We start from the raw sequence: 15,526 nt of genomic DNA on the forward strand, positions 1-15,526 counted from the left end.
TTAGAAAAATAAATTTGGAAAATTCGAAAATAAATGTAGATATTTGCAACGCATTTCAACCAAAACTAAGTTGAATTAAAAATTAGAAACTATGAGTTTATTTATAACATATCAAAACGATCCAAAAGGAATTCTTCCTTTTGTGACGCTTCGTGATTATCGTTAGATAAACTTTTCAATTTTATAAATGAAACATCCGAAGCAACTTAAAAACTGTTTCGGATGTTTTGTTTTCCAGTATTAGCAAACCTGCTAAACATATTTCCAAAATAGTAACATACAAACTGAACTGTATTTAGCATGCAAATAGCGCACGCTTATATCCATCTCAGAAAATAATATTACAATGAAAACTAAAATAATACAGATCACCTCTGGTCGTGGACCAGCTGAGTGTTGTTGGGTTGTAGCACAAGTATTAAAACACTTTATAGCTGACTTAAAACACAATAACATTAATTATAAAATAATACAAAGAGAAAAAGGTATTGAAAACTTGACACTTCAATCCGCAACAATTCAATTACAAGCAAAATCCTTAGATCGGTTTTTAAGTCAATGGATTGGAACAATACAATGGATTGGCAAGTCGACTTTTAGACCTCAAAACAAACGTAAAAACTGGTTTATAGCAATGTATCTAATAAATCAGGATCAAGAGTTTAAAATTAATGACTACGACATTATTTACCAAGCCACAAAAAGCTCTGGACCTGGAGGACAACATGTAAACAAAGTCAGCTCTGCAATAAGAGCTACTCATATACCAACAAAAACACAAGTGTTGGTTATGGATAGTCGCTCTCAGCATCAAAATAAAAAAATTGCAAAAATACGTTTACACGAAAAAGTAAATCAAATACAATTAGACCAATTAAAATCTAACACTAAAAACCAATGGGAAAACCACTTAAATATAGAAAGAGGAAACCCAATACAAATTTTTAAAGGTTCTGATTTTAAAAAAATACAATTGTAAAAACATTTAAAAAACAACGCAATACCTTAAAAAAAGAATTGCGAAACCAATTAAACAACTAAAACAATGGACACTAATTTGTTAAACAACTACGTGCTTAAAGCGATAGACGCTTATCCATATGAGCTAGAAGAAACCGTAGAGAATCTAAATTACGCCTTGTCTTACCAAAGCAATAATGCTTATGCGTTGTACTTAATGGCACGTTTGCAAGCAGAACAATTTGGAGACTACACAATGGCTAAGCAATATTATGCTGAAGCTTTAGCAAGTAAAATGGATTTTCAGAAAGTCTATCCAAGATACATACAAGTCCTTTTGGATAATGAAGATTTTGATGAAGCCCAAAAACTAATTGATTTTGCCTTAACAGTTAAAGGAATTGACAAAGGAAGTATTTGGTGCAAACAAGGTCAGCTTTATGAAATAAAGTTAAAGCATAAAAAAGCTATTAAAGCACTTAAAACAGCAAAACAATTTGGGTTTAATAACGATTTTATAAGCTATATAGATACAGAGATATCAAGAAATAAAAGCAAAATAAAATCTAATAAGAAATCCTCAAAAAGCAAAGCAAAGAAAAAAAGTACTGTAATAAAAAGAAAAAACAAAAGTAATTTTAACTACGCAAAAACATTGCGCAATACACTGTAATATTTGCAGTGTTATTAATAAGGAAGTCTTTTGGAATCTGACTTTAAAAGTAACGCTCTGCTAGATAATGAAGCTAGCAGAGCTTAATAAAAGTTCTTTAAAATATTAAAACTGGAAGTATTGAGCAATTGGCTGGCTCGCCTGACTGTAAATCAGGTCTTTTATTAGCATGTAGGTTCGAGTCCTACTACTTCCACATCAAGCAAGTCTTGTTACGTGTTTCGATATAGCACTATTGTATAAATCCTTGCGGTTTCGCATCAGGTATTTATATCCAACTTGACTTGAAGGCTTTAAGGGTTATTTGGCCAAATAAATAATCTCTTCTATGTACACAGGTTCGAATCCTGTCTTCCGTAACAGGAAGTAGCTAAGTCAGGTTAAGCAGTAGATAATTTTGTAGGTTCGAATCCTACCAAAACCAAATGGTTTTGTGGCGAAACGGTAAACGCACTGTATTTAGGTTACAGCAATTAGGGTGGACTAAAAATCCATAATTCAACAAAGAAGGTCACTTTAAAAAATAGACCACCATTGTGTGTCTCACATAAAACGACAAAAAACAAAGTAAAGGACGACTAGCTTCAACACTTGTTGTTAAAGCAGTCCAGAAAACACCTTGAAATACAATTATATTTTAAGACAATTTAGGTTTCCTTTTAAAGATTAACTTTTCATTAAATAGTTTGAAAATTATTCAACTAAAAATGATAAATCATCCGCAAAACGTTACTTAAATTACTTTTAATCGCTTGTATTTCCGTAGTTAGAAAGATGGTTGTCCTATTGCTTTGTTTTAATTAAGAATAGTCATTTCAGTTGGACTGAAATTCTATTATAAATGTTTAATCATTCTGTAAAAATAAAACGCAGAATAAAAAATTAGAAATCATGAAGAGAGTAAGAATTCATGCAGGCAACGTAGGTTTAGTATTTAAAAATGGAGATTACAAACGTGTCATTACACAAGGTGCACATTGGTTAATGTTTAACGAAAGCGTTATAACATATAGCTTAACATCTGCTTTTAATACACCAAAAGCATTGGATATCTTACTTAAAGATGATGCTTTGGCAAACAAGTTACATGTTATAGATATTGAAGATAATCAAATAGTATTGGTATATAGCAATAATAACTTTAAACATGTATTAACAGCTGGTCGTCATGCGTATTGGAAAGGAGTAATTGACTACAAATTTATTACAGTAGATTTTAACGATATTATCATTCCAAATACAATTGACAAAGCATTATACACCAATAATGCATTGCGCCAATACATCAGAAGCTTTGAAGTTGCAGCACATGAAAAAGCTGTTATGATTGTAGATGACACGTTTGATAAAATTTTAGATCATGGTACATACCATTTCTGGAGAAATAATCAAACCATTAAAATTGCTAAAGCAGATTTACGTCAATTACAATTAGAAATTGCTGGTCAAGAGTTGTTAACCAAAGACAAAGCAACTGTACGTATTAATTTTTATGCGCAATACAAAGTTATAGATATTGAAACTGCGTTAATGCATAATAAAGATTACGAAAAACAATTGTACACTAATTTACAATTAGCGTTAAGATCTTTTGTTGGTACTTATACTTTAGACGAGTTGTTAGACCAAAAAGATAATATTGCAAAAGCAGTATTAGAAGATGTAAAAACACAAGCTACTAAATTAGGTGTTACTGTGTTACACACAGGTATAAGAGATGTAATTTTACCAGGTGACATGAAAGATATTATGAACCAAGTATTAATAGCTCAGAAAAAAGCACAAGCTAATGTCGTAACAAGACGTGAAGAAACAGCTTCAACCAGAAGCTTATTAAATACAGCTAAATTAATGGAAGACAACAGCATGTTGTTTAAGTTAAAAGAAATGGAATATGTAGAAAAAATTGCTGATAAAATTGGCGAAATTACAGTCGCTGGAAACGGTAATGTAATCGAACAATTAAAAGATATTTTTTCTGTGAATAAGTAAGGTTATGGCGTAACCCAAACTAAAAAGAGTTTGGGTCGCGCTTTCCGCTAAATCTTTTGCAAAAAAAGCAAAAGGATACCGCATCAATCGCTTACGCAGACTAAACCAAAAGCTGATTTAAGGCCAAAACAGACGATACTATGCTAATTATTTTGACTTAAATAAATTCACATTAATTAAGTATATTTACTAATAACACTAAAAAGATTCACAAAATGAGTATGAAATGCGGAACAATAACAGACGAGACATTATCTGATTTGATTGATAATAATTTAGAAATTCAAAACAAATTAAAAGAACTAGGTATATCTGAAGATGGTTCACAATTAAAAATTGAATTAAAATATTCTGAATTATTGACAGAGAAAGAAAAGAAGACGTTGAAAAAACAATATAAAAATACATTTTCAAAAAAAACAAGAAAAAAATTAAAAAAAATACTTCCAAATCAAGTAACTAAATTTGGGAATGACAAATTATCACTCAAGTTTTGTCCAACAGACGCAGTCTGTGATAACTGCTACCAAGACCTTCAAAAAAGAAGAAAAGAAAATAGTCTTACCTAAATTAGAGTAACTCATTTTAATCTTAAACGTTTAACAACTCGTAAACCTATAAATATACAGCTCATTGTAGACTCAATACAATAAGCACAAAAAAGATAAATTCTTTTTAGTTGACTAACTTATATCTACAAAACATATCATAAAAAAATTTATGGCGTGTCAAGGTTTACTTTCCAGTTTTTTTAGCGTCAAAGCTCCACATTTTAACTTATCAAATATAAATTCTTTCAAATTTATTTTACTACGCAAAAACATTGCGCATCATACTATAATATTTGTAGTGTAATTAAAAAGAAACAATGGAAACTAACACAAAAATAACAGGAAACGATTTAATCCAATTAGGATTTAGACAAGGAAAATGGATGAAAGACGCCATTACACACATAAATAAAAACGAATTAGACCAAAAGCAAATGGAAACGTATTTAGAGCAATTTAAATCCCCAGATCCTATTGCATTACATGCAAAGCCAGTAGATTTTTCTATTAACATTAAAGCAGAAAATGACTTAGAAAAAGACAATGTTTTTAAAGTAGTAAACTCTATGCAAACCTTAATGAAAACACCAACATTAGTTGATGGAGCCATTATGCCTGATGCTTGTCCTACAGGTCCAGACGGAACCATTCCTGTTGGCGGAGTTGCAGTTGCTAAAAACGCAATACATCCAGGAATGCATAGTGCAGATATTTGTTGCTCTGTCATGTTAACCGATTTTGGTAAAGCAGATCCAAAAACTATTTTAGATGCTGCACATGCAAGCACACATTTTGGTCCTGGAGGAAGAGATAGAGAGAATCAGTTTAGATTCCCTGATGAGTTATTAGAAGCTTTTGAGTCTAATAGATTAATTGGTGATAAAGACATGATTAAAATGGCAAGAGCACATTTAGGAACTCAAGGAGATGGTAACCACTTTTTGTTTGTTGGTCAATCTAAAAAAACAGGAAACACCATGATGATTACGCATCATGGATCTAGAGGTCCTGGAGCAAGATTATATACCAAAGGAATGAAAATTGCAGAACGTTTTAGAAAAGAGTTATCGCCAGAAACAAAAAAGCAAAATGCGTGGATTCCGTTTAAAACTGAAGAAGGACAAACGTATTGGAATGCTTTACAAGTGATTAGACAATGGACAAAAACAAACCACGAAGTATTACATAATGCTGTAGCTGAAACTTTAGATATTAAAATTGAAAATAGATACTGGAACGAACACAACTTTGTGTTTAAAGATGGTGATTTGTTTTACCACGCAAAAGGTGCAACACCATTAGATGCTAAGTTTATGCCTGACATTACTGGTCCAAGGTTAATACCTTTAAACATGAGTGAACCTGTTTTAATTGTGGAAGGAGACACCACTAAATCTAATCTAGGTTTTGCACCTCATGGAGCTGGTAGAAATATTAGCAGAACACAGCACAGAAAAAGTAAAACTGGTACAATTATGCAAATTTTTAAAGAAGAAACTAAAGGTTTAGATATTAGATTTTTCTCTAAAGAAATTGATATTACCGAATTACCAAGTGCTTACAAAAACGCACAAACTGTAAGAAACCAAATGGAAGAATACGGTTTAGGTAAAGTTATTGACCAAGTTATGCCTTACGGTTGTATTATGGCTGGAGATTGGCAGAAAAACGCACCTTGGAGAGTTAAAAGAGACAAGAAAAAACAAAGAAATAGAAAGTAAATTTCAGAAGGGAAAAGTGGACTGATTTAGGTTGGTCTGCTTTTTCAAAAGCAAAAACATAAAGATGTTATTTGTATCAAAATAGATACACCTAATCTGTTAACTAAACACCTAATTAAGGATTGTGCTGGTAAAAGCTACCCTAGATTAGTGAAGATCAAAAACGATAAACTAATACACAAAGAACACTTTAACTCATTTAAAACTTTTTACAAGAGGAGAAATGATATTAACACTTTTCTTAATTTAATCGATAAGTCAATTAAAAATCTAAGAAAAGAGTAAGCTTAGCAACTAATTCTATTCTAAAACGCTTCTTAATTAATATAATTAATCATGAAAAACATTGAAAATCTAAAAAATGAAGTTTTTAAAGAACAAATCTTTAAAACTTTATTAAACAAAATAAAAGAACAAAACGGGATAGCAATGTTAATTGGTGGAGCAGTTATAGATAGTATCAAAAAACGCCCTTTAAAAGATGTTGACATAGAGGTTTACGGATTATCTTATACTCAATTAGTTGTTCTAATTGAAGAGTTAAACTTGTCTTGCAATTTAGTAGGAAAATCTTTTGGAGTAATTAAAACAGTAATAAACAATACCGAAATAGACATTTCTATTCCAAGACGAGAAAACAAAATAGGTGTTGGACACAAAGGGTTTCAGGTTGAATTAGACCAAAAAATGACACCCAAAGAAGCTGGAAGAAGAAGAGATTTAACAATTAACAGTATGTATTTAAACTTACATAATGGCAAAATTATTGATCCTTTTAATGGCTTAAAAGATTTAGAAAGTGGTACGATAAAAGCAACAGATAAAAAAACATTTATTGAGGATCCTTTACGTGTTTTACGCATTATGCAATTATTACCCAGAAAAGGAAAACTGGTAGAAAAGCAAACAATGCAACTATGTCAATCCATGGTAAATACATTTTCTGAATTACCTAAAGAACGTGTCTTTGTAGAGTGGGAAAAACTTTTATTAAAGACAGAAAAACCATCAATAGGGTTGGAGTTTTTAAAAAATTCAGGATGGTTAGTTCATTTTCCAGAATTAAAAGATTTAATAAACTGTCCTCAAAACCCAATTTGGCATCCTGAAGGAGATGTATGGATTCATACAAAAATGGTAGTTGATAACGCTTCTAAATTAAGACATTTAGTGCCTAATGATTGGAAACTTGCTTATATGTTTGGAGCATTATTACATGATGTTGGAAAACCTTCAACAACAACACCAGATTTAAAAGCTAACGGACATGACGTTGCTGGTATTAAAATATCTGAAACATTTTTAATGCGTTTAACAAATGACAAAGACCTAATCAATAAAGTAACAACAATTGTTGGTTTACACATGCGTCCAGGCCAACTAATTAATTCTAATGCTAAAGAAGCTGCATGGAAACGTCTACATAATAAATGTAGACTAGATATTTTAGGTTGGCAAAGTAAAGCAGATTCTGCAGGAAGAACAGGTCGAGATGTTATTTTAGATAATCATGAAGCCTCAGAAAAATGCTTTGAATTGTTTAATAAATTTGGAGAAGAAAAAATAAAACCTATCATTTTAGGAAGAGACTTAATTGCTTTAGGAATACAACCTTCTAAAAAATTTAAAGCTATTTTAGAAACATGTTACGATAAACAATTAGATGGAAATAATAGAGAAGCCATACTATTAAGTCTTAAAAAAGCATATAAAAATGAAAACTAAAATACTAAATAAACTCTCTGAAATAGAGAAAGAAAACAACATAGAAATACTGTTTGCAGTAGAGTCTGGAAGTCGTGCTTGGGGATTTGAATCTCCAGACTCGGACTATGATATACGTTTTGTTTATAAGCACAAAAAAGAATGGTATTTAAACCTTTGGGAACAAAAAGATTCTATTCAATTTATGACTGAAGATGATTTAGATGGTTCTGGATGGGAACTTAAAAAAGCATTAAAACTATTAGCAAAATCCAATGCTTCGTTTTTAGGTTGGTTATTTTCTCCAATTGTTTATAGAGAGAAAACTGGCTTTTTAAATGATGTTAAAACTATAGCTGCTAATAATTTTAATCCTGTAGCTGGTTTTTATCATTATCACAGCATGTCAAAAGGTTTTGAAGAAACTTTAGACACAGATAAAATGACGCTTAAAAGTTATTTTTATGCTATAAGAACTGCATTGTGTGCAAATTGGATTTATAAAAAAGGCACTATTCCACCAGTATTATTTACTGAGTTATTCTCATTAATTGAGGATAAATATCATTCAAAATTCAACAACCTAATTGCTTTAAAAAATAAAGAAATCGAAAAAAGTACTGAGCCAGTTGAAGCAAGATTAATAAATCTAGTTCGTGATATTGTTATAGAAAATGAGTCCATAAAAAATGACTTGATTAATAAGAAATCTAATCCTGAAGAATTTAACAGTTTTTTTAAAAAGGAATTAAGCATCTTAAGCTTAGATATAAAATCAGAAAACTTAGCTTTAGTTATAGAATCAAAATATATTACTAATTATGGCGCACAATTAGGTGAGGTTTTTTGTGAGGTTTTTGAAAAAGATGAAGATATTGATGATTTTAAATTTTTAATTAAAAAATTATTTAAAAATGAACTAATCGATAACCAGAAAATTAAAAAAATAGATTTTGAAGAAATTGACCTTAAAAAGACACGCAACATATTAATTTCTTCAATTATTAAAGAATCTAAATATGATGAACATTTTATGACCTGGAATGAAGGAGAGCAAATTGCTAATATTTTTTTAAATGAATTTAATAAAATTGATAAAATTTACATCAATTCTTATTGGGAAAAAGACAATACCAACTCTAAATATGACAAAGAACTTTCCATGACAGGTTGGAATAATATAAGTTGGAATTATAGATATGACTATGGTTTAATAGTTACTTCAAAAACTCAAGTGGGAATTATTTGGTTTGGAGATGAAAGTTAAAAAACAACAAAATGACAATAGAAGAACTAAAAAAATCAGGTTCAATAATTTTTAAAAGTATCAGTGGTAGTAGAGCTTATGGCTTAGACACTGCGACTTCTGATACTGATATTAGAGGTGTTTTTATTTTACCCAAAGAAAAATTCTACTCGTTAGATTATATTGGACAAATTAATAACGATACTAATGATATCGCTTATTACGAGCTTAATAAATTTATAGAGTTATTATCTAAAAACAACCCTAATATTATGGAGCTTTTAAATGTTCCAGAAAATTGCATTTTGTATAAACATCCTGTTTTTGATAAGATAAAAAAAGAAGATTTTGTATCTAAACGCTGTAAAAACACCTTTGCTAATTACGCCTTTACACAAATAAAAAAAGCAAGAGGTCTCAATAAAAAAATTGTAAATCCTGTTGAAAAACAAAGAAAATCTGTTGAAGATTTTTGTTATGTACGAGCTGAAAAACAATCTGTATTGTTTAAAGATTTTATTTTAAAAAATAATATGAATCCTAAAAATTGTGGATTAGTAAAGCTTCCACACATGAAAGATTGTTATAATTTATTTTATAATAAAGACTTAAACTATAATGGTATTACAAGAAAAAATTCAAATGAAGTTTGTCTAAGTTCTGTTCCAAAATTAGAAGAACCTATTGCTGTTTTATATTTTAACGTGGATGGTTATTCTACCTATTGCAAAAAATATAAAGAGTATTGGGATTGGGTAGAAAAAAGAAATGAAGACCGTTATAAAAGTAATATTTCGCACAGCAAAAATTATGATGCAAAAAACATGATGCACACCTTCAGATTATTGCGAATGGCTAAAGAAATTGGTTTAGAAAACGAAATAAATGTTAGAAGAAATGACAGAGATTTTCTTTTATCAATTAAGAATGCTGAATTTGAATATGATGAATTGGTTGAAAATGCAGAATCCATTAGAGAGAACTTAGATTTAATTTATGAAAAATCCAACTTAATGAAAAAACCAGATTTAGATTTGATTAATTCACTAGCATTCCAAATAAGAAACACTTTTTATAATAACAAAGCAGAGTAATTAATGGTTATTCTGCTATGTTATTTACAGCACCTCTGTAATAGTAAACTCTTGCTCTCTAAACACAATATTATCTCCAATAGTTTTACCTAATAATAATTGTGCAATTGGCGTGTTAGCTGCAATAGCGTAAAATTTACTGCTATCTACTTGTAATTCTCCAGCACTAATAGCAATATAATAATTAGCTTTTGTTGTAAACACAACACTACCTAAACCTATAATTTTAGATTGCTTTTCGGTACTTATCTTAGCTAATAATTGATTTACTTTTTGGATTTGCGCTAACTGTTTACCAGCCTTTTCACGTTCTAATTGGACCATTGCACGACCCGTTTCATGTTTATCTCCTGCACTACTTTTAGTTTCAGATGTTAACGATTCTTGTAACTCTTCAATTGTGTTACTAATTGTATCTAATCTGTTTTGTGTAAACTGCACACATTGATTATGTAAACTAGATTTAATCTTTTGAGTTGTTTTCATCTTCAATTTTATAATTTAAAGCACCATAAAAATTCATCTGTGTTGTAATCCATGTTTTTCTTGATGCTATGTATTTGGTCACAGGATTAGCCTTATATTTTCTAGGACTTGGTAATATAGCAGCAATTGCAGAAGCTTCTAATTTTGATAATTTAGAAGCTGGTTTTTTAAACCAATAATACGCAGCAGCTTCTGCACCATAAATACCATTTCCCATTTCGATGCTATTTAAATAAACTTCCATGATACGTTGTTTAGACCAAGTCAACTCTATTAAAAACGTAAAATAGGTTTCTAAACCTTTACGCAACCAGCTTCTTTCTGGCCATAAAAACACATTTTTAGCTGTTTGCTGACTTATTGTACTTCCGCCTTTTATACGTTTCCCTTTTTTGTTGTCTTGGTAAGCTTTTTCAATAGCCTTTAAATTAAACCCATTATGTGTTACAAACGTTTGATCTTCGCTACAAATAACTGCTAACTGTAAGTTTTTAGATATATTTTCAATAGGTTGCCAATCATGTTTTAAAACTTTAGGGCTATCTTTTTCAAAATATCTTATAACCATTAAAGGTGTTATTGGTACTGGAAACCACTTAAAAACTAATACTAATCCAAAAGTTATTATAACAAACCATACTGCTATTTTAGCCAAAAATCTAAAAAATCTATTCATTAATTTAATTAATAAGGTTTGCTAAATCTTCACCAATTAAGCTACCAATAGCAACTCCCATTCCGCCTAAACGTACACCACAATAGACGTGATTACTAAGCTGTTTTACAATTGGCTTTTTGTGATGTCCAACTCCCATAATTCCGCTCCAGCGATAATCAATTTCAAAATTAGTGGTAGGTAAAATAGTAGACTTTAAAAGCGATTCAAGTTTATTTTGTATTAAATCTGTTTGATTTAAATCCGTTGTTTCTTCAGTTTTAAAATCTAAATTTCGACCACCTCCAAAAAGAATCCGATTGTCAATATTTCTGAAATAATAATACCCTTCATCCAAATGAAAAGTTCCTTTTACATGAAGATTTTTAATAGGTTTAGTTATTAAAACCTGAGCTCTAGCTGGTTTAACTTCTGGTATATTTAAAACCGAAGCAAAACCATTTGTTGCAATTAGTAATTTTGAAGTTGAAAAACTAAATTGATTAGTTTCTATTTTTACAGCATTTGTATCCTCTGAAAAATTAGTTACCAAAACATTATTTAAGATTTTAATGTCATTTAAGCGTACTTTACGCAGCAAAGCTTCCATCATTAACCCTGTGTCTATTTGTCCCTCAAATTGATTAAAACTATATTGAGATTTGATGTTTTTAAAGCCAAAGGTGTTTGGTTTTAAACTAAAGACCTCTTTTTTAAAAATTGGTTTCAATAATTGATTAATATCCTTTTGTTTATCTATACAAGCTTCAAATAAATTAGTGTTTTCTGCAAACAACTCATAACCTCCTAATTCTTGATAGTTTATAGTTTTGTCACCTAAATTATCTCTTAATTTTTGCAACCCCTTTTTTCGGTTATTAACCAAATCTATAACTTCTTGCTCTGTATGAGTTTTAAGATCGTCAATAATTTCGCTTAAGCTTCCAAAACAAGCAAAACCAGCATTCTTGGTACTTGCACCTTGTGGTAAGGTTCCTTTTTCAAGAATTAAAATATTAGCTTTCGGAAAACGTTTTTTAAGTTGTAATGCACAATTTAAGCCTACAATACCACTACCAACAATAGTATAATCTACGTTGGCTAACCACGATTTAATCTCCCAGTAACTTAATGTCATTGTAGCAAGGTAGTAAAATTGTTTATTGTTTTAAACTGAAAATAAACTGAGCTAAGGCATTAATATTTTTATCTTTTAAATTTATTTGACCCTCGACAGCGATAGTTTCATCTGGATTACTAACGCCTTTAATAGTTAAATTTTCAAGCCTATCAAAATAGGTGTTTAATAACGGAAAATAATTTTGTTGCTGCAATTTTTCAAAATCTATATTAAAATCTAAAACCTTAGAGCTTTTAATGTTTTGTGGCGTAAAACTTGTATTTAAGTCTGTACTAGCATACAATCCATTATTTGTAGCATTGACTTTTAATTGATATAAAGGAAATACTCTTTTACTTAATTTACCTTGTCTAATTATTGTTAATTTCTCTAAATAATTATATAATTTTTGTCCCTGTGATGACAACTGAACATTAATTTCTGGCACTTGCTTTTGTACAGCTGATACAGTTTCGACTTTTTCAAAATCATCATTATACTCGTAAGACACAACGGAATCTGTTTGATAGGTTGCCTTAGCGACTTCTAACGCTAAATGCCCATTGTAATACGTGTTTAGACTATCTGTGACAACATCTTGATTATTATATTTAAATGACACATAATTAATAGTGGATACCAAATTAAGATCTAAGGTTATGCTAGCATCTTCTGAAAATGTTGTTCCAGACATTTTTTTGGAACATCAAAAAATTGAGGCAACACCAAATTACCATTTAACTGCGCTTGACCTGATTTAAAATTTATATCTAAATTATTATCCTTTGTCAAATAACTGATATGTGAATCTGCATCTTTAATTTTAGACAACAACTCGCCATTACTATCTAATGATTTACCTTCGACCAAAAGCTCTTGAAAGACTTGATTAACATCTGTTGGTTGTTGACTATAAGCTAATACACAACGCTTATTATTATAAGCAATTTGCAAGGTATTACTTATATTACGTGACACGACATAACCAGTTTGAGAACTAAAGTTTTCAATTTTAAAATTTTGTGTAATAAACTTTTTAAAGTCAGATGAATCTGAAATTTTTAAAGATGAAAACACAGATGTTTTAGGCTGATTTTTTATAGTGTATATAAACACATTAGCAGGAATATCAAACCCTTTACCTTGATCTGGACTATCTTCTTCAATCGTATCCTTTTCGGTTTTATTTTGAAGGTAAAAATCACTATTAGTTATAGCATTAACAAGCATTGATTGCCCAATACCATCAACATTAATTTTTATGATCTGGTCTGCGTTTTCATGTATTACATTTTTATAGGATTTATAATCACGATACATTAAAAATCCTTTAAAAACCAAGAGCAGCACAATTATAATAATGGCTGCTCTTTTTATAACTTTTTTAAAATTCATTGAGTTTTACTTTGCAATATTTTCTATAATATCAAAGATATACTTTAGTGCATTTTCTTGGGTTGGTGGTACACCTATTACCATATTTGTATCTACAGTATTTCCTTTAATTTTTGAAGCTGTTATGTATGCATCTTCAGAGGTATTTAAAAACCACTCTAATTTACCTGATCTATCAATTCCCATTTCATCAATTGGTAATTGATCTGCTAATTGTTGTGCACTAACATACATTGAATAGTTGTTTTTCGACATAATATTTTTATGTTTACTTGACACTTTAGCATTAAAAGTACCTGTTACTATTTTTTTCATCTCTACAGCTGAAGTACCAACAAAAATAATATCGTCTTTGATTAAAAAATGTAATGATATTGGACTGCTTTTTTCTTTAAAAGTATAAAAGCCATCATTAAATGTTACAAACTCTTTATTTTTTGAGTATTTAATTAGTTTAGTGATTATTTCAGAATCTTCACTTGAAGCCATTAATAAAAAATCTGGTAATGTTTCTGTTTTCTTTTTTTCAACTTCAATATATTCATAATCATCATTATACTCGTAAGTTGTATATGTTACTTCTTGTTTAGAAATACCAGATAATAAAAACAACATATCGCCTTTAAGTACCTCTGCAACTGCTTCTTCGTCTAATAACAATGAAAATAAATCAATTGCCAATACAGCCTCTTCACCATAATATGGCATATTTTGATAAATAGATTTCATTAATTTAGGATACTCTTCTAGCATTGCTTTAGTATCCATAGCATAACTCATGTATGCAATCATTTTATCTTCATTAACATAATCAAAAAACTTTTTATTAAGTTTTCTAGAACTCATTTTTTTGTAGCTTTTAGCCATCATATCTGACATCGTGTACTTTGTATTAAGCATCATTTTGTCATCCTCTAAAAACAACTTTGCAGTTAAATTATTATCTGCATACATTGCTCCTAAATTAAATCCTGCTAAATCTCTAAAATAAGCTGAGCCTAACATTTGAGAATATATTTTACCAAAATCGTTTACCCATAAAGTAGCTTCTGCTGTATCATCGATGCTACTTAAATAAGATTTATTTTTTAGTATAGAATTAGCTTCACTTTGTAATAAAACTTCTTTTGCTTTTGTAAAAGCCCACTGTTTAGACAATGCTCTTTTAATCTTATAATTAGCATTGTAGTTGTCATAATAATTGTAAGTAGTAGTAGTATTGTCATTATAATCTTCTGTTGACTGTATCACTGTTTCTTCAATTTCATCCTCTTCAACAGTCTCTATCACTGTTTCTTCTACTTCTTCCTCTTCATACACTTCTTCAGTTGCTTCTTGAGCTTCTTCTACTACTGCTCCTTCATAGACAGTTTCTTCTTCATAACCGTAAGCATCTTCGGGCTTAAGACCATAACGTTTCATTACTGTTTTGTCGTTAAAGTAAGAATCAACAAGTGAGCCTTCAACAATTACTAATGCATTATCATTCCAAACAATACTTCCTACGTTGCTATCTTTAAAAGATCGGACTCCGTTACTATTTATAAACTCGTCATTACTATTTGCATTTTTAACAAAGGCATCAAATTTATCACCATTACTAATAGGAATAATAAAAGTATTATACATAATACTATCATTTACCTGAAAAAAGTAATGAGATGAAGCCTTTATATTTATTCCGAAATCCTCGATACTACTATAATTAACTTCTTTTCTAGAAAGCTCATTAAGCATTTCTTGCATTAGAAAAGAGTTATTCAATTCTTCAACAGACATTAACTGCGTTAAGTTCTCTCCTTTTATAGAAGCTACAATTGAAGCCTCTTTTGGGACTTTTGTTATAGTATTTTGTCCAAATACAATTGATACCGCAAACAGCATTACTGCTGAAAATAATTTTTTCATTTAATTTCGAATATTAAGTTT

At 29.8% G+C, this 15,526-nt stretch carries 14 protein-coding genes and 1 tRNA gene; 9 read left to right on the forward strand and 6 right to left on the reverse strand.

The window, feature by feature from the left end; all coding sequences use genetic code 11:
- Positions 1-346 precede the first annotated feature (346 nt).
- The 9 genes from prfH (at position 347) to AC0L4B_RS03440 (ending at position 9,941) form a co-directional block, all read left to right on the forward strand.
- Positions 347-979, forward strand: a complete 633-nt coding sequence (gene prfH / locus AC0L4B_RS03400) for a peptide chain release factor H (protein ID WP_473438551.1) — start codon at positions 347-349, stop codon at positions 977-979.
- 66 nt (positions 980-1,045) lie between these two features.
- A complete protein-coding gene (locus tag AC0L4B_RS03405) occupies positions 1,046-1,633 on the forward strand; it encodes a hypothetical protein (protein ID WP_473438552.1) in 588 nt (195 codons plus the stop codon).
- 113 nt (positions 1,634-1,746) lie between these two features.
- Positions 1,747-1,829 (forward strand) — tRNA-Tyr (locus AC0L4B_RS03410).
- A gap of 695 nt (positions 1,830-2,524) precedes the next feature.
- Positions 2,525-3,625, forward strand: coding sequence for a slipin family protein (locus tag AC0L4B_RS03415; RefSeq protein ID WP_473438553.1), 1,101 nt, complete (start codon positions 2,525-2,527; stop codon positions 3,623-3,625).
- 215 nt (positions 3,626-3,840) lie between these two features.
- Positions 3,841-4,194 carry a hypothetical protein gene (locus tag AC0L4B_RS03420; protein WP_473438554.1) on the forward strand — a complete coding sequence of 118 codons (354 nt, stop codon included), beginning with the start codon at positions 3,841-3,843 and terminating at the stop codon, positions 4,192-4,194.
- 299 nt (positions 4,195-4,493) lie between these two features.
- The gene (locus AC0L4B_RS03425; RefSeq protein WP_473438555.1) at positions 4,494-5,897 is read left to right on the forward strand and encodes an RtcB family protein; all 1,404 of its coding nucleotides are present in this window, start codon (positions 4,494-4,496) and stop codon (positions 5,895-5,897) included.
- A 336-nt stretch (positions 5,898-6,233) separates the two neighbouring features.
- Positions 6,234-7,622, forward strand: coding sequence for a CCA tRNA nucleotidyltransferase (locus AC0L4B_RS03430; RefSeq protein WP_473438556.1), 1,389 nt, complete (start codon positions 6,234-6,236; stop codon positions 7,620-7,622).
- The gene (locus AC0L4B_RS03435; protein ID WP_473438557.1) at positions 7,612-8,868 is read left to right on the forward strand and encodes a nucleotidyltransferase domain-containing protein; all 1,257 of its coding nucleotides are present in this window, start codon (positions 7,612-7,614) and stop codon (positions 8,866-8,868) included. Before AC0L4B_RS03430 ends, AC0L4B_RS03435 begins: the two co-directional genes overlap by 11 nt.
- Positions 8,869-8,879: 11 nt before the next feature.
- Complete coding sequence (locus AC0L4B_RS03440; protein ID WP_473438558.1) at positions 8,880-9,941, forward strand: nucleotidyltransferase domain-containing protein; 1,062 nt, start codon at positions 8,880-8,882, stop codon at positions 9,939-9,941.
- Positions 9,942-9,965: 24 nt separating this feature from the next.
- Here AC0L4B_RS03440 and AC0L4B_RS03445 read toward each other — a convergent pair whose 3' ends face one another.
- The 6 genes from AC0L4B_RS03445 to AC0L4B_RS03470 are packed head-to-tail and all read right to left on the reverse strand — an operon-like array spanning position 9,966 to position 15,505.
- Positions 9,966-10,427 (reverse strand): 3-oxoacyl-ACP synthase, encoded by a 462-nt coding sequence (locus AC0L4B_RS03445; protein ID WP_473438559.1) that lies wholly within the window; start codon positions 10,425-10,427, stop codon positions 9,966-9,968.
- Positions 10,405-11,103, reverse strand: a complete 699-nt coding sequence (gene mtgA / locus AC0L4B_RS03450) for a monofunctional biosynthetic peptidoglycan transglycosylase (RefSeq protein WP_473438560.1) — start codon at positions 11,101-11,103, stop codon at positions 10,405-10,407. Before mtgA ends, AC0L4B_RS03445 begins: the two co-directional genes overlap by 23 nt.
- Before the next feature lie 4 nt (positions 11,104-11,107).
- Positions 11,108-12,220, reverse strand: a complete 1,113-nt coding sequence (locus AC0L4B_RS03455) for an NAD(P)/FAD-dependent oxidoreductase (protein WP_473438561.1) — start codon at positions 12,218-12,220, stop codon at positions 11,108-11,110.
- Positions 12,221-12,242: 22 nt separating this feature from the next.
- Positions 12,243-12,896, reverse strand: coding sequence for a hypothetical protein (locus AC0L4B_RS03460; RefSeq protein ID WP_473438562.1), 654 nt, complete (start codon positions 12,894-12,896; stop codon positions 12,243-12,245).
- Positions 12,860-13,597, reverse strand: a complete 738-nt coding sequence (locus tag AC0L4B_RS03465; protein WP_473438563.1) for a hypothetical protein — start codon at positions 13,595-13,597, stop codon at positions 12,860-12,862. Before AC0L4B_RS03465 ends, AC0L4B_RS03460 begins: the two co-directional genes overlap by 37 nt.
- A 6-nt stretch (positions 13,598-13,603) precedes the next feature.
- Positions 13,604-15,505: a hypothetical protein gene (locus AC0L4B_RS03470; RefSeq protein ID WP_473438564.1), complete on the reverse strand. Its 1,902-nt coding sequence runs from the start codon at positions 15,503-15,505 to the stop codon at positions 13,604-13,606.
- Between the last annotated feature and the right edge of the window lie 21 nt (positions 15,506-15,526).

The organism is Olleya sp. NP1-10 (genome assembly GCF_055804415.1).

Bases quoted from the DNA above. Each gene is read 5' to 3' on its own strand.
- prfH (WP_473438551.1), top strand. From the start codon at position 347: ATGAAAACTAAAATAATACAGATCACCTCTGGTCGTGGACCAGCTGAG.
- AC0L4B_RS03405 (WP_473438552.1), top strand. From the start codon at position 1,046: ATGGACACTAATTTGTTAAACAACTACGTGCTTAAAGCGATAGACGCT.
- AC0L4B_RS03415 (WP_473438553.1), top strand. From the start codon at position 2,525: ATGAAGAGAGTAAGAATTCATGCAGGCAACGTAGGTTTAGTATTTAAA.
- AC0L4B_RS03420 (WP_473438554.1), top strand. From the start codon at position 3,841: ATGAGTATGAAATGCGGAACAATAACAGACGAGACATTATCTGATTTG.
- AC0L4B_RS03425 (WP_473438555.1), top strand. From the start codon at position 4,494: ATGGAAACTAACACAAAAATAACAGGAAACGATTTAATCCAATTAGGA.
- AC0L4B_RS03430 (WP_473438556.1), top strand. From the start codon at position 6,234: ATGAAAAACATTGAAAATCTAAAAAATGAAGTTTTTAAAGAACAAATC.
- AC0L4B_RS03435 (WP_473438557.1), top strand. From the start codon at position 7,612: ATGAAAACTAAAATACTAAATAAACTCTCTGAAATAGAGAAAGAAAAC.
- AC0L4B_RS03440 (WP_473438558.1), top strand. From the start codon at position 8,880: ATGACAATAGAAGAACTAAAAAAATCAGGTTCAATAATTTTTAAAAGT.
- AC0L4B_RS03445 (WP_473438559.1), bottom strand. From the start codon at position 10,427: ATGAAAACAACTCAAAAGATTAAATCTAGTTTACATAATCAATGTGTG.
- mtgA (WP_473438560.1), bottom strand. From the start codon at position 11,103: ATGAATAGATTTTTTAGATTTTTGGCTAAAATAGCAGTATGGTTTGTT.
- AC0L4B_RS03455 (WP_473438561.1), bottom strand. From the start codon at position 12,220: ATGACATTAAGTTACTGGGAGATTAAATCGTGGTTAGCCAACGTAGAT.
- AC0L4B_RS03460 (WP_473438562.1), bottom strand. From the start codon at position 12,896: ATGTCTGGAACAACATTTTCAGAAGATGCTAGCATAACCTTAGATCTT.
- AC0L4B_RS03465 (WP_473438563.1), bottom strand. From the start codon at position 13,597: ATGAATTTTAAAAAAGTTATAAAAAGAGCAGCCATTATTATAATTGTG.
- AC0L4B_RS03470 (WP_473438564.1), bottom strand. From the start codon at position 15,505: ATGAAAAAATTATTTTCAGCAGTAATGCTGTTTGCGGTATCAATTGTA.